Here is a 19835-nt window from a genome sequence, read left to right on the forward strand (position 1 = left end):
GCGAAACGCGTTTTTGCCCCAAACGGGGGCGTGTGGCAGAGGAATGCCCAATAAAGCATCCGACCGTTTGCAGGACGTCAGAAATAATGCCGCCCCGGACTTTGACCGGGACGGGGGCAGGGCCAGTCCTTGCAGATGCGGGGATCGGGCGTGATCAGGCCGCCTTGTCGAGATCAAAGGCGTCGTGCAGCGCCTGTACCGCCAGTTCGAGATACTTGCGGTCGATCAGGACGGAAATCTTGATTTCCGACGTGGTGATGACCTTGATGTTGATGCCCTCGTCAGAGAGGACCTTGAACATCTTGGCTGCAACCCCAGATTGCGAGCGCATCCCGATGCCGACGACCGAAATCTTGGCGACATCCATGTCGGTGATGAGGTCGGAGAAGTTCAGACCGCCCGAGGCCTTGAGTTCGGCAAGGGCTTTCTCGGCGCGCTTCACTTGGTCGGTGGGCAGCGAGAAGGTCATGTCGGTGCGCCCTTCCTCGGAGATGTTCTGAACGATCATGTCCACGTTCACGCCCGCATCGGAGAGACATCCGAAGATGATCGAGGCGATGCCCGGACGGTCGGCGACCGACAGAAGGGTCATCTTGGCTTCGTCGCGGCTATAGGCGACGCCAGAAACAACATTGCTTTCCATGATTTCCTCCTCATCGCAGACCAGGGTTCCGGCCTCGTCGGATTGTTCTTCAAACGAGCTCAGCACCCGCAGTTTGACCTTGTAACGCATGGCCAGTTCGACCGAGCGGGTTTGCAGCACCTTGGCCCCCAGCGAGGCCAGTTCCAGCATTTCCTCGAACGCGATCCGGTCGAGTTTGCGGGCCTTGCTGCAGATACGCGGATCGGTGGTGTAGACCCCGTCCACGTCAGTGTAGATGTCGCAGCGTTCCGCATCGAAAGCGGCGGCAAAGGCGACGGCGGTGGTGTCCGAGCCGCCCCGGCCCAGCGTGGTGATGCGGCCTTCGGGGCTGATGCCCTGGAACCCGGCAACCACGGCGACACGCATGCCTTCGCCGAACTTGGCGTTGATATTGTCGGTCGGGATTTCCTCGATCCGCGCCTGGGAATGGGCCGAGGTGGTCAGAAGCGGCACCTGCCAGCCCTGCCAGCTGCGTGCCGGGATATCCATTTCCTGCAAGGTGAGCGCCATCAGGCCGGCGGTCACGTTTTCGCCCGAGGAGACCACGGCGTCGTATTCGCGCGCATCAAACAGGGGCGAGGTTTCTTCGACATAGCCGACCAGCTTGTTGGTCTGGCCGGACATGGCCGAGACGATGACGATCACGTCATAGCCTTTGGCGACTTCGACGCCGATCCGTTTGGCGGCGCGGCGGATGCGGTCGAGGTTGGCGACCGAGGTGCCGCCGAATTTCATCACAAGAACGGGCATTCTCGTTTCCTTGGGCTTTGGTTGAGCGGGGTTTACGCGGGATGGCGCGTCGGTGCAAGCGGGGTCGGGTGTCGCAGGGGGGCGGGGGGCGTTGCCCCCGTCACAGCAGCGGGGCTTTGGCGCCGCCCGTTCGCGCCTGAATCGGTCCACTGGACCGATTCCGGGACAGCGCTCACCCCCCAGGATATTTCTGGCAAAAGGAAGATGGGGGGTCGGTTTAGCCGCCCGTGTGACTCATGTGGCGGGACATCTGGCCGTCGACTTTCTGGCGCGAATAGTCAAAGTCGTGGCCCTTGGGCTTGAGACGGATGGCGGCGCGGATCGCCTCTTCGAGCTTGCCTTCGCCCTCGCTGCTGTCGCGCAAGGGCGCGCGCAGGTCGGCCATGTCTTCCTGACCAAGGCACATGAAGAGCTGCCCGGTGCAGGTCAGGCGGACGCGGTTGCAGCTTTCGCAGAAATTATGGGTCAGGGGCGTGATGAAGCCGATTTTCTGCCCTGTCTCTTCGAGCCGCACGTAGCGCGCCGGGCCGCCAGTGCGCTCGGCCAGATCGGTGAGCGTGTAGCGGGTGGCCAGCTGTTTGCGCAGGTCGCTGAGCGGCCAGTATTGATCGAGCCGGTCTTCGTTTCCGAGATCGCCCATCGGCATGACCTCGATCCAGGTCATGTCCATGTCGCGGTCATGACACCATTCGGCCAGCGTGAACAATTCGTCTTCGTTGAAGCCCTTGAGGGCAACGGCGTTGATCTTGATGCGCAGGCCCGCCTCTTGAGCGGCGTCGATGCCGCGCATGACCTGGGGCAGGCGGCCCCAGCGGGTGATGTCGGCAAACTTGGCCTCGTCGATCGTGTCGAGCGAGATGTTCACACGTCGCACGCCACAATCATAAAGCTCACCCGCGAAGCGTTCGAGCTGGGAGCCGTTGGTGGTCAGGGTAAGTTCGCGCAAGTCGCCGCTGTCCAGATGGCGCTTCATGGCGCGGAAGAAGGTCATGATTTCGCGTCGGACGAGCGGTTCGCCCCCTGTGATGCGCAGTTTCTCGACGCCCAGGCGGATGAAGGTCGAACACATGCGGTCGAGCTCTTCGAGCGTCAGAAGCTCTTTCTTGGGCAGAAAGGTCATGTTTTCCGCCATGCAATAAACACAGCGGAAATCGCAGCGGTCGGTCACGGAGACCCGCAGGTAGTTCACGGCGCGCTGGAATGGGTCGATCAGTGGTGCAGTCATGCGCTCAGTGGTAGTGGCGATTGCCGTGCGGGGCAAGTGGGGCAAAGGTTGTAGATGGTCACAATCAGGTGCAATATCGCGCCATGAAACGAGCAGTTCTGGTAGTTCTGATGGCTGGGGGCCTGGTCGGGTGCGACAGGGTCAATCTTGATCTGTTGCAACCCAAAGAAACGGCCCGCCCCGAAAGTGCGTCCCTGCCTGATGGCACGGTGCGTCCCGTGCCGCGCCCGGACAATTTGGCGGAGGTGGTGGTCGAGGATCGCCCCGAGGCACGGTCCGGCCCGCTTGGCGTAACCATTGTGTCGCTGGGCACGGCGACCGAACCTGGCATGTGGCTCAAGACGCCGCTGGTGGCCCGGACGCGGCCCGGCAAGGTCAGCTGGAGCGGCAAGAGCGTGGCGGTCTCGCTGATCCCGATCGAAGGGGAAAGCAGCGCGGGAAGCCGGATCTCGCTTCAGGCGATGCAGGCGTTGGGTATGCCGTTGACCGAGTTGACCGAGGTACAGGTCTCGGCCGACTAAGTGGTTGTCAGGGAAGGTGTTTTGCGGCTTCCTTGCGGGCGAAGGGCTTCATCCTGTCGCCGTGCGTCTCCAGAAAGGCGCGAGTGCGGTCGGGATCATGTTTGGACAGGTCACGCAGCCACCAGGCGACGGCCTTCTGAATGAACCATTCCGGGTCATCGACATAACCCGCAGCCCATCCCAGAACGCGGTCGCGAACCTCAAGTTCCCGGGGTTTGGGAAAATTCTGCTTGGTCCAGGGCAGGGTGATCACCAGCGCGGCGCGGCGGGTCCACATGTGGGGGCTTTGTGTCCAGGTCTCGACCGCGTCGACACGCGAAGGGTCCGCGGTCAGGCGTTTCTGACCGGCCATGCAGGCGTGATCGGCAATGGCCCAGCTGTCAAAATCGGCCACCCAGCCTTGAATCAGCGCCCAGGCCGCATCATCAGGGCGCAGGCGCGCCTGTGTCAGCAGCTTGGCGGCGGCGATGCGGGCTTCGAAAATGTCCGTCTGCCAGAGCGCATCGGCCAGCGCGACGCGGTCCGGGACGCTCAGAACTTGCCGCCAGTGCTTGGTCAGATCGTTGGTGGCCGTGTTGGGAACGCCGATCACGGGACGGGTCTGTTTGTGATAGGCCGCCATCTGCTCGGCGCGCCCCGGCTCGGCATAGGCGCGCAGTTGGGTCAGGGCCTCGGAGACGTTCACTGGGGCATCGGGGGCCATTATTCCACGGTCACGGATTTGGCGAGGTTGCGCGGCTGGTCGACATCGGTGCCCTTGGCCACGGCGGTGTGATAGGCCAGAAGCTGTGCCGGGATCGCGTAAAGGATCGGGGACAAGACGGGGTGCACGGCGGGAAGCCTGACGATATCCCAAGTGCCTTCTCCACCCTCGGAAGCGCCGTCGGAATCCGTGATCAGCAGCACCTTTCCGTTGCGTGCCATGACCTCCTGCATATTGGAAACCGTTTTGTCGAACAGGTCGTCGCGGGGGGCCAGAACGACCACGGGCACATGTTTGTCAACAAGTGCAATGGGGCCGTGTTTCAGTTCGCCTGATGCATAAGCTTCAGCATGTATATAGCTGATTTCTTTCAATTTAAGAGCGCCTTCCAGGGCGAGTGGATACATGAGTCCCCGCCCGAGGAACAGAATATCGCGTGCCTCTGAAAGTTTGTGCGCAACCTTGGCAATCTGCGGCTCTGCTTCGAGTGCGGCGTCGAGTTGGGCGGGCAGATTGCGAAATGCCGACAAAAGATCGGCAAGCTGCTCGGGGTCGATCATATCCCGGTCTGAAGCGGCCTTGAGGGCCAGCATCAGGAGTACGGACAACTGGCAGGTAAATGCCTTGGTCGACGCCACGCCAATCTCGGTTCCGGCAAGGATCGGCAGGGCCAGATCACTTTCCCGGGCGATGGAACTTTCAGGGACGTTGACCACCGAGACGATACGGTCCGCCTTTCCCTCGCAATAGCGCAGAGCCGCCAGCGTGTCGGCTGTTTCACCCGATTGCGACACGAAAAGTGCCACGGTGCGTGCCGGGATCGGTGGTTCGCGGTAGCGGAACTCACTCGCGACATCCACGTCCACCGGAATGCCTGCCAGTTGTTCGAACCAGTATTTTGCCGTGAGGCAGGCATAGTAGGCCGTACCACAGGCAACCATACTCAGGCGGTCGATCTTGGTGAAATCCAGCCCCGGCTCAGGCAGGGTGATGGTTCTTCCGTCGTGGGAAAGATAGTGATCTATGGCTTCGCCGGTGACGGTTGGCTGTTCGGCAATTTCCTTGGCCATGAAATGTTTATGTCCGCCCTTGTCCACGCGGGCCTGATCGGTGCGGATCCGTTTAACGGGGCGGTTGGCCAGTTCTCCATCGGCATTGCGGATCTCGAGGCTGGTGCGGGTCAGGACCGCGCTGTCTCCCTCTTCGAGATAGGTGATGCGATCGGTGAGGGGGGCAAGGGCAATCGCGTCGGACCCGACAAACATTTCGCCCTGTCCGTGGCCGATGGCAAGGGGGGAGCCTTTTCGCGCAGCGACGATCAGGTCTTCCTCACCCTGAAACAGAAATGCCAGAGCGAAAGCGCCGTCCAAGCGTGAAAGTGTCTTGCGGGCGGCGTCAACCGGGCCAAGCCCCTCGTCCATATACCGCTGAGTCATCAAGGCCACGGTTTCCGTGTCGGTTTCCGTGACAAAGGAAATCCCGGCAGTCGCAAGCTCTTCGCGCAGTTCCCGGAAATTCTCGATGATGCCATTATGCACGACGGCCACCTGACCGGCCTGATGCGGGTGGGCATTGAGGATCGAAGGCGCGCCATGCGTGGCCCAGCGGGTGTGCCCGATTCCGGACTTGCCGCGCAGGGGCTCATGTACAAGAAGATCCGAGAGATTGACGAGTTTTCCAACCGCGCGGCGGCGGTCGAGAATCCCGTCGTTGACGGTGGCGATCCCGGCACTGTCATAGCCGCGATATTCCAGCCGTTTCAGCGCTTCGACGAGGATCGGCGCGGCCTCGTGGTTTCCGAGTACCCCTACAATTCCGCACATTTCAAGCCACTCCGTCGCGTTTTTGTTTCTTGGATTTAAGAATTTCGAACAATTTGCGCGCCAGACCCGGTTTATTGACCTGGTCGGCGCGCGCCAGCGCCAGCGCGGCATCAGGCACGTCCTTGGTGATCACCGAGCCCGATCCCGTCATGGCCCCGTGACCGATGGAAACCGGCGCCACCAGCATCGTGTTTGAACCGATGAATGCCCGATCGCCAATGGCGGTGTGGTGCTTCATGACGCCATCATAATTGCAGGTGATGGTGCCGGCGCCGATATTGGTGCCCTCACCAATCGCGGCATCTCCGATATAGGAGAGATGATTGACCTTGCTGCCCTCGCCGATAGTGGCGTTCTTGATCTCGACAAAATTGCCGATGTGGGTGTGTTCGCTGAGCTCGGCACCGGGACGCAGTCGGGCATAAGGCCCCACGGAACTGCCGCGCGCCACGTGGCATCCCTCGAGATGGGAAAAGGCGCGGATGCGGGTGCCGCTTTCGACGGTGACGCCGGGGCCGAAATAGACGTTGGGTTCGATCACGGTGTCGCGCCCGATCACCGTATCAAATGACAGCATGACGGTGTCGGGCTGTTGCAGGGTCACGCCGAGGTCCATGAGGTCTGCGCGGGCGCGGGTCTGGAAAATCGCCTCGGCCTCGGCCAGGTGTGCACGCGAATTGATGCCCAGCGTTTCGGCCTCGTCGCAGGCCACCGCGGTGACGGGAAGGCCCCTGTCGCGGGCAATACCGACGATGTCGGTAAGATAGTATTCGCCCTGGGCATTGTGCGGTTTAACGGCGTCAAGCAGGCCAAAGAGCTGATCCCGCTTGGCTAGCATTGCGCCAGAATTACAGAAGGTTACGGCGCGTTCTTCTGGTGATGCATCGGCAAATTCGACGATCTTTTCGAGGCTGTCGCCCTGCATGATCAACCGTCCGTACTTGCCCGGATCGGCCGCGGTGAAACCAAGCACGACCACGGCATTGTCTGCGCGGGCCGCCACCATTCTTTCCAGCGTCTGCGCGCTGACAAACGGGGTGTCGCCGAAGAGAACGATCACGTCACCGTCGAAATCTTCAAGTGCGTCGCGGCACATGCTGACGGCATGACCGGTGCCGTTCTGCTCTTCCTGAAGCACAACAATGGCATCGGGATCATGATCGACCACGGTCTGGCGGACCTCTTCGTAGCCGTGACCGGCGACGATCACGGTGCGCTGCGGCTCCAGCGATGCGCCGGCCTGCATGGCGTGGATCAGCAGTGGCGCATTGGCGATCTCGTGCAGAACCTTTGGTTTGTCGGACTTCATCCGTGTACCTTTGCCTGCGGCGAGGATGACAAGTGCGGTGCTCATGTAGCGAATTCTCTTTGTATTCTGATTGCTCCCGTTTTATCCGGTTGCGGCAAGGGCGCAAGGCCGTGAGCCATCAAAACTGATTGCGCGCTGTAACAGCGATGCGCGGAAACGCGCCAACATATGGGTGGGGGAGCGCGCGATGCGAACGGTGGTTTTTGATCTGGACGGGACGTTGGCGGATACGAGCGGCGACCTTATCGCGGCGGCAAATGCCTGTTTTCGGGATATGGGGGCGGGCGACCTTCTGGACGCGGCAACGGATGCGGGCATTGCCCTGCGCGGTGGGAAGCGGATGCTGACCGAGGGGCTGACCCGCCTTGGGCGGATGGATGCGGCGTTGGTGGAGCAGTATTACCCGATGCTTCTAGAGGCCTATGGCGACGCAATTGCCGAGCATACGGTGTTTTACCCCGGCGCGCTGGAAGCGGTCGGGGAATTGTCGGCGCGTGGCTACGGCGTCGGGATATGCACCAACAAGCCCGAAGCGCTGGCGGAACAGTTGATGACCGCATTGGGTGCGCGTGAGGCATTTGGGGCGCTGGTCGGGGCGGATACATTGCCCGTACGAAAGCCGGACCCGGCGCCGCTCGTGGAAACCGCGCGGCGGTTGGGTGGGGACCCGGCCAGAACCGTTTTGATCGGGGATAGTGACACGGACCGCAATACGGCGCGGGCGGCGGGGGTGCCGTCGGTGCTGGTGACCTTCGGACCAAGTGGCGAGGACATGGCCGCGTTGGAGCCGGAGGCGCTTTTGCACGACTATGCCGAGCTACCGGATCTGATTCAGGAACTGATCGGCCGCAACAGCTGATCGGAGAGCTGTGAAAGGGGGCTCTTGTCGAGCGTGGACAGGCTTTCTTCGATCCGGGCGGCCCGGTCGCGGCCCAAAATGGGGTTGGCAAGCGTTTGGAATTTCATGCGCAGATCGGCTTCGGAGGGCGGCGCGGTGTGATCCCAGAGCGGTTCGTGCCAGTCGCTTTCAAAGTGTCCGCGCGGCGTGGTGATGGCCACGCGGGCAAAGCGTTTCAGGGGGAAATGGGCATTGGCGTGGTCGCTTTCGATCATGGTGATCTTGCCCGCGAGGGTCAGGATCGCCGGGTCGGTGACGGCGGCGTCGGAGATGTCCGAAGGGGTGACTGTGCCGCGGGCAAGCGCGACAGCAACCGGGAAAGACGTAGAATATTGCGCGGCTTCGGTGCTGTCTGGGGTGGGCATGGCAAGGCGCACGGATTCGTGGAACGTGTGAATTTCGATGCCGGTGATTTCGTCAGGGGAAAGGCTGTGGCTCTGGCGCAGATGCAGGGCGGCTTCGATCGGGGCCTGTGCCCAGCGGCAGACCGGATAGGGTTTGTAATACTGTTCCAGCATGTACCAGCGGCTGCCGAGATCGGTCCAGAAGGCGGGAGCCTCTTCGACGGTGATGGCCGGGGCTCCTGTAAAGCCAGATTGGGCCAGTTTCACAGCAGAAACGCCCGCCATGGATCCCCAGCCGGAGCCGTCCTTGACCATGGTGGGGGTATCGATGCAGCGCATCATCTGGGAGCGGGGACCGTGGTATTCGGCGATGCCGAGCGCGTGGCGGGTGGTGTCGGGGTCAAGCAGCAGGAGGCGCGCGCCCGCGGCGGCGGCGGTGACCGCGCCCCAGCTGCCCGAGGTGTGATAGTCGGGGACCGTGGCATGCTGGGCCATGGCGGCGCGGGCGCCGAATTCGTAACCGAGTACGATCGCGGTCAGGAAATCGCGCCCTGACACATTCGCTTCGTGACCCAGCATGAGAGCCGCGGGAAAGAGCGGGCACCCGATATGGCCCTTGGCCGGATTGAACCCGTCATGCCCATCCAGTGCGTCGATGGTCATGCCGGCGGCAAGTGCGCCGCCGGTGGCAGAGGTGGTACGCCCGTCAAACAACATGGGGAGATGTCCACCGAATTCGGTGTGGGCGTGGTCGCGGATGATTTGGGAAAGCCGTGTGCCGATCCCGCCAGCGGCGACTCCGATCAGGTCGAGCAGGCTGAGTTCGGCCTGCGCGCGCACCGGAGCGGGAATGTCGGAAAGGTTGAGGGAGTGGATGAAGTCGAGCGCGGCGGGCATGGGTGGGGTCTCCTTGTGGGATGGGACCAGCCTAGCAAGGGATTGACGGCAAAAAGGGGTGATGCCGACGCCTGATGTCGCGTTTTGGCCTGCGGATCCGCAATTGCGGGGCAGGCGGGCATGGCGTAACCCTTGGGCAGGTGTTTGAAGCGAGGCGGGTGATGGGCGAGCGTTCCACGGAAAAATTCACGGGCAATTTCACCCAGCAGGAACCGATCCCGGACGCGGCGATCGCGGCTGCGGTGGCGGTGATGCGGTCGGGGCGGCTGCACCGGTACAACGTGGCGCCCGGAGAGGCGGGCGAAGCGGCGCTTTTGGAACAGGAGTTCGCAGCGTTGACCGGGGCGAGATTTTGCCTTGCGGTGGCCTCGGGCGGGTACGCGATGGGCTGTGCCCTGCGGGCGCTGGGGGTCGGGCCGGGGGACAGGGTGTTGACCAACGCCTTCACGCTGGCCCCGGTGCCCGGGGCGATTGCCAGTGTGGGCGCGGTGCCGGTGTTCGTGGGGGTAACCGAGGGGCTGGTGATCGACCTTGACGATCTGGCGGCCAAGGCCGGTCAGGCGGATGTGCTGATGCTGAGCCATATGCGCGGGCATATCGTGGATATGGACGCGTTGATGGCGCTGTGTGACACGCATGGAATCCGGGTGATCGAGGATTGTGCACATACAATGGGCGGGGGCTGGCGTGGCGTGCCGTCGGGGCGGCATGGCGTGATGGCCTGTTATTCGACCCAGACCTACAAGCACGTGAATTCGGGAGAGGGGGGATTGCTGATCTCGGATGATGCGGAGCTGATGGCGCGGGCGGTGATGCTGTCGGGATCCTACATGCTTTATGAGCGGCATCTGGCGGCCCCGGCGCCGGAGGTGTTCGAGCAGGTGAAATACGACACGCCGAACGTTTCCGGGCGGATGGACAATTTGCGTGCGGCGATCCTGAGGCCACAGTTGCGCAAGCTGCCCGAACAGGTGGCGGCGTGGAACGCGCGCTATGGCGTGCTGGAAGAGGGGGTGCGGGGCACGCCCGGCTTGCAGGTGGTCGAGCGGCCGGACGGGGAAGGGTTTGTCGGGTCGTCGATCCAGTTCCTGTTGCTGGATTGGGATACGGCGCAGATAGAGGCCGTTCTGGCGCGCTGCGCAGCGCGGGGGGTGGAGTTGAAGTGGTTCGGGGGGGCGGAGCCGGTGGCCTTTACCTCGCGCTATGACAGTTGGCGCTATGCCCCCAGCGCCGCGATGCCTGCCACCGACCGGGTGCTGAAGGGGATCGTGGATATGCGTATTCCGCTGACCTTCTCGCTGGAGGATTGCGCTTTGATTGCGCGGATCATCCGGGCCGAGGTGGGGGCGGTATGGCAGGCCAGCGGATAAAGGGGGCGCTGCCCCCATCGCCCCGAGGGGCGATTCCCCCGGGGTATTTGCGGAAAAAGAAAGATCAGGGCGCGCGGTTGAGTCGGGTAAATACCCAGGCGCCGAGGGTGAGGGCGGCGTAGAGGGCGAGAACGAAGGCCAGTTGTGCGGGGGCGTGGCGGGCTTCGAAGATCAGGATCAGCAGGGCTCCGAGGCCGAGGCCGAGAATGGCGGACAGGGTCATGAGCGGGTGCGAGCCGGTGGCGGCGCGGTGTTTGTGGTTGGCGACGGCCATGAGGATCGAGACCAGAAGGAAGGTGATCGAGCCGAATTCGAGGATCAGGCGCAGATCACCGATCAGGATCAGGAGCGCGGCCAGACCGGCCATGGCCAGCACCGCGTTGCGCGGGATGGTGTCGGTGCGCCGGGCCAACGGCGCCGGAAAAAACCCGTCGCGCGCAATCACGCGCATCAGGCGGGAGGCGCCGAAAAGCGTCCCGGAGATGGCGCTCATGGTGGCCAGCAGGGCGCCTGCGATCACCAGGTGACGCCCGACGGGCCCGAGCACATCGGCCGCGCCCGCGGCCAGCGCGTGTTCCTGATGGGTGATGATGTCTTCGAACGGGATGGCGAGCACGGCGCCGATAGCGATGACCACGTAGACAGTGGTGGCCAGTCCGACAGCGGCATAGATGGCACGCGGGATTTTGCGGACCGGATCGCGCATTTCGTCCATGGCGTGGATCACCAGTTGGAAGCCTTCATAGGCGACGAAGGTCACTGCGGCTATGGTCAGCACGGCGAAGAGGCTGGCCTCCGGGCCGTGCCCGTTGAGCTGGGGCAATTCGGGTTGGGCATTGCCCCAGAGCACGCCAGCCACGATCAGGAGAATCACGATCTTGGAGTAGACGAGAAGGTCCTCGGTCCGGCCCATGCCACGGGTGGACCAGATGTTCACAGCGGCAAATCCGGCGATCACGGCCATGGCGACGAGGCGGCGCGCGGTGTCGTTTTCGGCAATGTCGAAGCCTGAGATCGCATAGGAGGCGAAGGTGAAGGCATAAAGTGCGATCGTGGCGATGTAGCCGAACACCACCCACCAGCCGATCAGGGCGGCGGCAAAGTCATGGCCCGGAAAACTGCGTTTGAAAAAGGCGTAAGTTGCGCCTTCGTCGCGGTAGAAAAGGGCAAGCTTTACATAGGAATAAGCGGCGAGAAGCGCGAAGAGGCCCCCGAGCGCGATGGCCAGCGGGGTCCAGAGGCCGATCTGGGCCACGCTCAATCCGAGGATGGTGAAGATGCCGCCCCCCACCATGCCGCCCAAGGCGATGGCGATCAGCTCGGCCAGCCCCAGAGGGGGCGTGTCGGGATGGCGGTCGGGGCGCATGGCTGGTCCTGTTTTTGGTTGGGGTGACAAGTTTTTCTTGATCGGAGAAATGACATGCCGTAATTATATGAACAAGCGTTCAATAACGGGAGAACTGGTGCGATGTTCATGCACACGATGGAATTTGACCTCGGCGAAGACGTCAACGCGATGCGCGAGATGGTCCACCGCTTCGCTCAGGAGCGGATCAAGCCGATCGCGGCGGAAGTCGACCTGAAGAACGAGTTTCCGAACGAGCTTTGGAAAGAGTTCGGCGAGCTTGGTCTTTTGGGCATTACCACGCCCGAGGAATATGGCGGGGCGGGGATGTCCTATCTCGCACATGTGATTGCGGTGGAAGAGATCGCGCGGGCGTCGGCTTCGATCTCGCTCAGCTATGGCGCGCATTCGAACCTCTGCGTGAACCAGATCAAGCTCAACGGGAACGAAGAGCAGAAGCAAAAATATCTGCCGCGCCTGATTTCGGGTGAACATGTCGGTGCGCTGGCCATGTCGGAACCCTCTGCCGGGTCGGACGTGGTGAGCATGAAGCTGCGCGCGGACAAAAAGAACGACCGCTATGTCCTGAACGGTAACAAGTACTGGATTACCAACGGCCCGGATGCGGATACGCTGGTAGTCTACGCCAAGACCGACATGGATGCCGGGCCGCGTGGCATCACCGCGTTCCTGATCGAGAAGGAAATGAAGGGGTTCTCGACCTCGCCCCATTTCGACAAGCTGGGCATGCGTGGGTCGAACACTGCCGAGCTGATCTTTGAAGACGTGGAAGTGCCGTTTGAAAACGTGCTGGGCGAAGAGGGCAAAGGCGTCAAGGTGCTGATGTCGGGGCTGGATTACGAGCGCGTGGTGCTGGCCGGGATCGGCACGGGCATCATGGCCGCCTGCCTGGACGAGATCATGCCCTACATGGTCGAGCGCAAGCAGTTTGGTCAGTCGATCGGGAACTTCCAGCTGATGCAGGGCAAGATTGCCGACATGTACACGGCGATGAACTCGGCGCGGGCCTATGTTTATGAATGTGCGAAAGCCTGTGACAGTGGCCGGATCACCCGTCAGGATGCCGCGGCCTGCTGTCTTTATGCCAGCGAAGTGGCCATGACCCAGGCGCACCAGGCGGTGCAGGCCATGGGCGGCGCAGGCTATCTGAGCGACAACCCGGTGGGGCGCATTTTCCGCGACGCCAAGCTGATGGAAATCGGCGCGGGCACCTCGGAAATCCGCCGGATGCTGATCGGACGCGAGCTGATGAGCGCGCAGGCATGATCCGCGCAGCCGTCGCCCTGATGCTTGCGCCGCTTTCCGTGGCGGCGCAGGATCTGGTGTTTTCGCCCGAAGCGACCGAGTCCTGCCTTGCGGGTCTGGTCGCAGGGCAGGACCCAGTGACCTGCGTCGGAACGTCGGCCAATCTTTGCATGGAAGCCACGCAGGGCGGCTGGTCCACGGTGGGCATGAGCGGCTGCTACGAGCAGGAACGGCTTTACTGGGACGCCCGGTTGAATGCCGCCTATGGCCGGGTGCGGACCGAAGCCAAGAAGATAGACGCTGAGATGCTGGAGATCGGCTCGTCGGCGCCAAGCCAGGCGGATGCGTTGCGCGACATGCAGCGCGCGTGGATCGGCTATCGCGATGCCACCTGTGATTATGAACGTTCGCTGTGGGGCGGCGGGACGGGCGGTGGCCCGGCCACGGTGTCCTGCCACATGTATATGACTGCCGCACAAGCGCGGTATCTTGAAAACGCCGGTTTGGGCGAGTGAGTTTGGAGTAGGAAGATGAGCAAGCTTCAATCGAAGATCATGACCGGATCCGAGGATTTTGCCGCCAACCGCGCGGCACATCTGGACATGATCGAAACCATTCGCGCGGCGGCTGGGGCTGCTGCGCAGGGGGGCGGCGAGAAATCGCGCGCGCGCCATGTCAGCCGGGGCAAGATGCTGCCGCGTGACCGGGTGGCGGACCTGCTTGATCCGGGCTCGCCTTTCCTTGAGGTTGGTGCGACGGCGGCGCATGACATGTATGGCAACGCCGCGCCGGGTGCCGGTGTTGTGGCCGGGATCGGCCTTGTGAAGGGGCAGGAAGTCATGGTGGTGTGCAACGACGCCACCGTAAAGGGCGGTACCTATTTCCCGATGACGGTGAAAAAGCACCTGCGGGCACAGGAGATAGCAGAGCAGAACCATCTGCCGTGTGTCTATCTGGTCGACTCTGGCGGGGCGAACCTGCCCCAGCAGGACGAGGTGTTCCCTGATCGCGACCACTTTGGCCGGATTTTTTACAATCAGGCGAATATGTCGGCCAAGGGCATTCCCCAGATTGCCGTGGTGATGGGATCCTGTACGGCGGGCGGCGCCTATGTGCCCGCGATGTCGGACGTGACGATCATCGTGAAGGAGCAGGGGACGATCTTCCTTGCCGGTCCGCCGCTCGTCAAGGCCGCGACGGGTGAGGTGGTGAGCGCCGAGGACCTTGGCGGTGGCGATGTGCACACGCGTCTGTCGGGCGTGGCGGATTACCTTGCAGACAACGACGCGCACGCGCTGGCGCTGGCGCGTGAGGCGGTGGCCAACCTCAATCGCGGCAAGCCCAGAACGGTGGAATGGGCCAGCCCGGAAGACCCGGCCTATGACCCGGAAGAGATCCTTGGCGTGGTGCCTGCGGGGCTGCGCACGCCCTATGACATCCGCGAAGTGATTGCGCGGATCGTGGACGGGTCGCGTTTTGACGAGTTCAAGCGGCGCTTTGGTGAGACGCTGGTCTGTGGGTTTGCCCATGTGAAGGGTTGCCCGATCGGGATCATCGCCAATAACGGCGTGCTCTATTCCGAAAGTGCCTCGAAGGGCGCGCATTTCGTCGAGCTGTGTTCGCAGCGCGGCATTCCGCTGGTGTTCCTGCAGAACATCACCGGGTTCATGGTGGGCCAGAAATACGAAGCCGAGGGCATTGCCCGTCATGGCGCCAAGCTGGTGACGGCGGTGGCGACGACCAAGGTGCCGAAGATCACCATGCTGGTCGGGGGCTCGTTTGGTGCCGGCAACTATGGCATGGCCGGGCGCGCCTATTCGCCCCGCTTCCTGTGGACATGGCCCAACAGCCGGATCTCGGTGATGGGCGGCGAACAGGCGGCAGGCGTGCTGGCGACCGTGAAACGGGACGCGATCGAGCGCGCTGGGCAGGAATGGTCGACCGAGGAGGAAGCCGCGTTCAAGCAGCCGACGCTCGATATGTTCGAGCACCAGTCGCACCCGCTTTATGCGTCGGCACGGCTTTGGGATGACGGGATCATTGATCCGCGCAAAACCCGCGACGTGCTGTACCTGAGCCTGTCGGCTGCGCTGAACGCGCCGATTGAAGAAACGAAGTTTGGCGTATTCCGGATGTGATGTCTGGGGGGCAGCCCCCACACACCGGTCCAAGTGGGGGCCAGCCCCCACACCCCCGGAGTATTTACGGCAAAATGAAGAACGAGGTCGGGAGGCCGAGAGATGTTTAACAAGATCCTGATTGCCAACCGTGGCGAGATCGCTTGCCGGGTGATGGAGAGCGCCCGCAAGATGGGTGTGAAGACCGTGGCCGTCTATTCGGACGCGGACGCGCATGCCAAGCATGTGGCGATGGCGGACATGGCGGTGCATATTGGTGGGCCTGCCCCGGCGGACAGCTATCTGCGCGGTGACGTGATCATTCAGGCGGCGCTGGACAGTGGGGCGCAGGCGATCCACCCGGGCTATGGTTTCCTGTCGGAAAACCCCGAATTCGTGGATGCGGTCGAGGCGGCGGGGCTGGTGTTCATTGGCCCGTCGGCGGAGGCGATCCGCAAGATGGGGCTCAAGGATGCGGCCAAGGCGCTGATGGAGGAGGCCAAGGTGCCGGTTGTGCCCGGCTATCACGGCAAGAACCAGGACCCCGAGCACTTGTCGGGCGCGGCGGATGCCATCGGCTACCCGGTGCTGATCAAAGCCGTGGCGGGGGGTGGCGGCAAGGGGATGCGTCTTGTCGAGCAGCCCAAGGACTTCATGGACGCGCTGAAATCGGCGCAGGGCGAGGCTCAGACCGCCTTTGGCAACCCGGATGTTCTGATCGAGAAATATATCCAGCAGCCACGCCACATCGAGTTGCAGGTGTTTGGCGACGGCGAAAAGGCGGTGCACCTCTTTGAGCGGGATTGTTCGCTGCAGCGTCGCCACCAGAAGGTGATCGAAGAGGCGCCCGCGCCGGGCATGACGCCCGAGATGCGCGCCGCGATGGGCGCCGCCGCCGTGCGGGCCGCCGAGGCGATCAACTACAAGGGTGCAGGCACAATCGAATTCATCGTGGATGGTTCGGACGGGCTGCGCACGGATGGCTTCTGGTTCATGGAGATGAACACCCGTCTGCAAGTGGAGCACCCTGTATCCGAAGCCATCACCGGCGTGGACCTTGTGGAGTGGCAATTGCGGGTTGCCTCAGGCGAGGGGCTGCCCAAGTCGCAGGACGAGCTGACCATCACCGGTCATGCGTTCGAAGCGCGGATCTATGCCGAGGATGTTCCCAAGGGGTTCCTGCCCGCGACGGGAACGCTCAGCCATCTGGATTTCCCTGACAGCGCGCGGATCGACAGCGGTGTAAGGGCGGGCGATACGATCAGCCCGTGGTATGACCCGATGATCGCCAAGCTGATCGTGCACGCGCCGACGCGCTCGATCGCGCTCAAGCAGCTGGAAACCGCGCTGCGGCATACGGATGTGGCCGGGACCGTGACCAACGTCTCGTTCCTCAGCCTGTTGTCGGCGCAGGAAGATTTCGTGAAGGGGGACGTGGATACCGGGCTGATCGCGCGGCATATCGATGACCTTTCGGTTGCGCCCGTGGCCTGCAGCAAGGCCCGCTCGGTGGCGGCGGTCACGGCGCTGGGCCTCATGCCTGCACCGGATCGCGCGCCAGCGCCGTCGCTGGTGGTCTGGACGCCGCTGACCCATGCGGTGTCGCTGGTGCATCACGAGGAGCAGATCGATGCACGGGTCACGGTAAACGGGACCGGGGAATACCATGTCGATCTGGGTGAAGTGCAGCATGTCGTGCGCTATGGCGAAGGCGCATGGTGGGTGGACCAGACCAAGGTTCAGGCCCGCACGGCGCGGCAGGGTGATGATCTCACCGTGTTCTGGGGCAATGGCTATCGTTTCCACGTCGTCGACCCGCTGGAGCGGGAAGACGAGGCTGCGGCAGGCGGCAACCTGATCGCGGCGCCGATGCCGGGGCTGGTCAAGGCCGTGTTCGCCAAGGCCGGACAGACGGTGGCACAGGGCGATCGTCTGGCGATCCTTGAAGCGATGAAGATGGAGCATTCGCTTTTGGCGGCGCGCGATGGTGTTGTCGCCGAGGTGCTGGCCAGTGAAGGCCAGCAGGTCGAGGAAGGGGCGGCGCTGATCCGGCTGGAAGACGAGGACGAGGCCGCGGCATGACCGTGCTGCACCATATCCCGTTTTCGCGGTCGTTCCGCATCCTGTGGCTTTTGCAGGAAATGGGGCTGGAGGCGGATCTGCGGTTGTATTCGATCACGGACGGCTCGTTGCGCGCCTCTGAGTTCAAGGCGATTTCGCCCGTGGGGCGGGTGCCTGCGCTCGAGATTGACGGGGTGACGATCTATGAAAGTGCGGCGATTGTCGAATACCTGACCGAAACCCGGCCCGAACATGGTTTGGGCCGGTTGCCGGGGGATGCGGAGCGGGTTGCGTATCTGGAATGGCTGGGCTTTGCGGAAACGCAGGCCAGCATTCTGGCCTCGCTCAACATGCAGCATCTGTTCATGGGCGATCCGACGCCTGCGTCGCCGGTGGTTTTGAAGCTTGAAGCGGCCCGGTTGGCGGCGACCCTGAAGGCGATGGACCGCGCCCTTGCAGATCGGGAATGGTTGTTGCCGTCAGGCTTCTCGGCTGCGGATACGATGATGGGGTTCAACCTGTTCTCGGCGCCTTACTATGTTCACATGGACAAGTTCGAAAACCTGCGCGCCTATGTGAAGCGCATCGAGGCGCGACCCGCCTATCAGCGTGCGCGCGAGTTGGACGGGCCGCAGGAATTCTACAAGAAGGACTTCTACGAGGTGCCCAATGGCTGAATTTGTTGAGATTTTCGAGATGGGGCCGCGCGACGGGCTTCAAAACGAAAAGCGCCAGATCCCGACCGAGGAAAAGATCGCGCTGGTGGATTGCCTAAGCCAGGCCGGGTTCAAGCGGATCGAGGTGGCGAGTTTCGTGAGTCCGAAATGGGTGCCGCAGATGGCGGACTCGGCGCAGGTTCTGGCCAATATCAAGCGGGCACCGGGCGTGTCCTATGCCGCGCTGACGCCGAACATGCAGGGGTTCAACCGTGCGGTCATGGCGCAGGCCGACGAGATCGCCATTTTCGGGTCGGCCTCGGAAGGGTTCTCCAAGGCCAATATCAACGCGACGATTGCCGAATCGCTGGAGCGGTTTGCGCCGGTGGTCGAGGCGGCCAAAGATGTGGATTTGCCGGTACGGGGCTATATCTCCTGCGTGACAGATTGTCCCTATGACGGGCCGACGCCACCGGAAAAAGTGGCCGAAGTGGCCGCGCATCTGCGCGATGCGGGCTGCTACGAGATCTCGTTGGGGGACACGATCGGGCAGGGTACGCCCGAGAGCATTACCGCGATGCTGGAAGCGGTTTTGCAGGAAGTACCTGCGGCGAAACTGGCCGGGCATTACCATGACACCGCAGGGCGCGCGCTGGTGAATATCGAAGCCTCTCTTGCGCTGGGTGTTCGGGTGTTTGACGCCGCTGTCGGTGGATTGGGGGGATGTCCCTATGCACCGGGGGCCAAGGGCAATGTGGCAACCGAGGCAGTCAACGATCTGCTGGTGTCGCTGGGGTATGAAACCGGGCTTGACCGGGCGGTGCTGGACGCTGCGGCGGAGATGGCGCGCGCGATGCGGGCCGGGTGATAAAGAATTTTGGCGCGAGAGGAGAGGGTATGTTTGAGACAATTTCCGTAGAGGTCGATGCGCGCGGTGTTGCGACGCTGATGTTGAACCGCCCTGAAAAGCACAACGCCATGTCCGGCGAGATGCTGACCGAGCTGAAGGCGGCGGCCGAGCAGCTTGCAAAGGATGACAGTGTGCGTGTGGTCGTGCTGACAGGGGCGGGCAAGTCGTTCTGCGCCGGGGGTGATCTGGGGTGGATGCAGAAGCAGCGGGACCTGGCGCCCGAGGCGCGCGGCAAGGAAGCGCGCAAGCTGGCCGAGATGCTACAGGCGCTCAATACACTGCCCAAGCCGCTGATCGGGCGGGTGCAGGGCAACGCCTTTGGCGGCGGTGTCGGCATGGCCTGTGTCTGTGACGTGACCATTGGCGTGGACAGCCTGACGATGGGGCTGACCGAAACGCGTCTGGGGCTGATTCCCGCAACCATCGGCCCTTATGTGGTGGCACGCATGGGCGAGGGTAAGGCGCGACGGGTGTTCATGTCAGCGCGCCTGTTCCAGGCCGAGGAAGCAGCCGCGCTGGATATCCTTTCGAAAGTGGTGCCTGCCGACGCGCTTGATGCGGCCGTCGAGGCGGAGATCACACCCTATCTTGCGGTGGCCCCCGGTGCCGTGGCCCGCGCCAAGGCGCTGACCCGCACGCTTGGCGCACCGATCAATGACGCGGTGATCGACCATACGATTGGTGAACTTGTCGCCTGCTGGGAAGGCGAGGAAGCCCGCGAGGGCATCCGGGCGTTTTTTGCCAAGGAAAAGCCGAGCTGGACCTGAGAACAACCGGTTAAGGCCATGTGCCGGGCACCGAGAAAGGGTTGGAGGCAGGGTCGCCGGGGCGCGCCCTGTCTTCGCTATTTGTTATCCTGATTGATTTGATGGGTTTTTTGCCGGATCAGGAATCATCCCGGGCATCATGACGAATTCGTGAAAGATCCCCTGTTCAAGGGGGCCGACCGATTGCCGCATGGGGGCGATCAGGGAGTGCATACCTTTGTGTACAAAGG

17 protein-coding genes are annotated in these 19835 nt (G+C 62.8%); 10 read left to right on the forward strand and 7 right to left on the reverse strand.

Annotated features, from left to right (window positions below):
* Positions 1-154 precede the first annotated feature (154 nt).
* Together ACS3QZ_RS01820 and moaA are read right to left on the reverse strand one after the other, a co-directional pair.
* Entirely contained in the window at positions 155-1393 is a 1239-nt protein-coding gene (locus tag ACS3QZ_RS01820) for an aspartate kinase (RefSeq protein WP_093092981.1), read from the reverse strand.
* Between the two features lie 217 nt (positions 1394-1610).
* Complete coding sequence (gene moaA / locus ACS3QZ_RS01825; RefSeq protein ID WP_456036306.1) at positions 1611-2618, reverse strand: GTP 3',8-cyclase MoaA; 1008 nt, start codon at positions 2616-2618, stop codon at positions 1611-1613.
* 110 nt (positions 2619-2728) lie between these two features.
* Between moaA and ACS3QZ_RS01830 the strand changes: the two genes are divergently transcribed.
* Positions 2729-3139, forward strand: coding sequence for a hypothetical protein (locus ACS3QZ_RS01830; protein ID WP_456036307.1), 411 nt, complete (start codon positions 2729-2731; stop codon positions 3137-3139).
* A 7-nt stretch (positions 3140-3146) separates the two neighbouring features.
* On the opposite strand, the gene ACS3QZ_RS01835 is transcribed toward ACS3QZ_RS01830, so the two are convergent.
* Genes ACS3QZ_RS01835 through glmU form a run of 3 tightly spaced genes read right to left on the reverse strand, consistent with a single transcriptional unit; the run spans position 3147 to position 7019 of the window.
* The gene (locus tag ACS3QZ_RS01835; RefSeq protein ID WP_456036308.1) at positions 3147-3842 is read right to left on the reverse strand and encodes a DNA alkylation repair protein; all 696 of its coding nucleotides are present in this window, start codon (positions 3840-3842) and stop codon (positions 3147-3149) included.
* Complete coding sequence (gene glmS, locus ACS3QZ_RS01840; protein ID WP_456036309.1) at positions 3842-5665, reverse strand: glutamine--fructose-6-phosphate transaminase (isomerizing); 1824 nt, start codon at positions 5663-5665, stop codon at positions 3842-3844. The genes ACS3QZ_RS01835 and glmS overlap by 1 nt, the downstream gene beginning before the upstream one ends.
* 1 nt (position 5666) lies before the next feature.
* Positions 5667-7019, reverse strand: a complete 1353-nt coding sequence (gene glmU, locus ACS3QZ_RS01845) for a bifunctional UDP-N-acetylglucosamine diphosphorylase/glucosamine-1-phosphate N-acetyltransferase GlmU (RefSeq protein ID WP_456036310.1) — start codon at positions 7017-7019, stop codon at positions 5667-5669.
* Between the two features lie 142 nt (positions 7020-7161).
* On the opposite strand from glmU, the gene ACS3QZ_RS01850 reads away from it, so the two are divergent.
* On the forward strand, positions 7162-7833 hold the full coding sequence (locus ACS3QZ_RS01850) for an HAD-IA family hydrolase (protein ID WP_456036311.1): 672 nt from the start codon (positions 7162-7164) through the stop codon (positions 7831-7833).
* Here the strand turns inward: ACS3QZ_RS01850 and ACS3QZ_RS01855 are convergent.
* Positions 7806-9113 (reverse strand): MmgE/PrpD family protein, encoded by a 1308-nt coding sequence (locus ACS3QZ_RS01855; RefSeq protein ID WP_456036312.1) that lies wholly within the window; start codon positions 9111-9113, stop codon positions 7806-7808. The two genes, ACS3QZ_RS01850 and ACS3QZ_RS01855, sit on opposite strands and share 28 nt — an antisense overlap.
* A 161-nt stretch (positions 9114-9274) precedes the next feature.
* On the opposite strand from ACS3QZ_RS01855, the gene ACS3QZ_RS01860 reads away from it, so the two are divergent.
* Complete coding sequence (locus ACS3QZ_RS01860) at positions 9275-10483, forward strand: DegT/DnrJ/EryC1/StrS family aminotransferase (protein WP_456039295.1); 1209 nt, start codon at positions 9275-9277, stop codon at positions 10481-10483.
* A gap of 64 nt (positions 10484-10547) precedes the next feature.
* On the opposite strand, the gene ACS3QZ_RS01865 is transcribed toward ACS3QZ_RS01860, so the two are convergent.
* A complete protein-coding gene (locus ACS3QZ_RS01865) occupies positions 10548-11849 on the reverse strand; it encodes an APC family permease (RefSeq protein ID WP_456036313.1) in 1302 nt (433 codons plus the stop codon).
* A 102-nt stretch (positions 11850-11951) separates the two neighbouring features.
* Here ACS3QZ_RS01865 and ACS3QZ_RS01870 point away from each other — a divergent pair, with 102 nt between their 5' ends.
* The 7 genes from ACS3QZ_RS01870 (at position 11952) to ACS3QZ_RS01900 (ending at position 19605) form a co-directional block, all read left to right on the forward strand.
* Positions 11952-13115: an isovaleryl-CoA dehydrogenase gene (locus tag ACS3QZ_RS01870; RefSeq protein WP_093092964.1), complete on the forward strand. Its 1164-nt coding sequence runs from the start codon at positions 11952-11954 to the stop codon at positions 13113-13115.
* Positions 13112-13609 (forward strand): lysozyme inhibitor LprI family protein, encoded by a 498-nt coding sequence (locus tag ACS3QZ_RS01875; RefSeq protein WP_456036314.1) that lies wholly within the window; start codon positions 13112-13114, stop codon positions 13607-13609. The genes ACS3QZ_RS01870 and ACS3QZ_RS01875 overlap by 4 nt, the downstream gene beginning before the upstream one ends.
* A gap of 15 nt (positions 13610-13624) precedes the next feature.
* Positions 13625-15232 carry a carboxyl transferase domain-containing protein gene (locus ACS3QZ_RS01880; RefSeq protein ID WP_456036315.1) on the forward strand — a complete coding sequence of 536 codons (1608 nt, stop codon included), beginning with the start codon at positions 13625-13627 and terminating at the stop codon, positions 15230-15232.
* Positions 15233-15334: 102 nt separating this feature from the next.
* A complete protein-coding gene (locus ACS3QZ_RS01885) occupies positions 15335-17293 on the forward strand; it encodes an acetyl/propionyl/methylcrotonyl-CoA carboxylase subunit alpha (RefSeq protein ID WP_456036316.1) in 1959 nt (652 codons plus the stop codon).
* Positions 17290-17949 (forward strand): glutathione S-transferase family protein, encoded by a 660-nt coding sequence (locus ACS3QZ_RS01890; RefSeq protein ID WP_456036317.1) that lies wholly within the window; start codon positions 17290-17292, stop codon positions 17947-17949. The genes ACS3QZ_RS01885 and ACS3QZ_RS01890 overlap by 4 nt, the downstream gene beginning before the upstream one ends.
* The gene (locus tag ACS3QZ_RS01895; RefSeq protein WP_456036318.1) at positions 17942-18796 is read left to right on the forward strand and encodes a hydroxymethylglutaryl-CoA lyase; all 855 of its coding nucleotides are present in this window, start codon (positions 17942-17944) and stop codon (positions 18794-18796) included. Before ACS3QZ_RS01890 ends, ACS3QZ_RS01895 begins: the two co-directional genes overlap by 8 nt.
* A gap of 29 nt (positions 18797-18825) precedes the next feature.
* Complete coding sequence (locus tag ACS3QZ_RS01900) at positions 18826-19605, forward strand: crotonase/enoyl-CoA hydratase family protein (RefSeq protein WP_456036319.1); 780 nt, start codon at positions 18826-18828, stop codon at positions 19603-19605.
* The last annotated feature ends 230 nt before the right edge of the window (positions 19606-19835 follow it).

The organism is Shimia sp. W99, assembly GCF_053851455.3.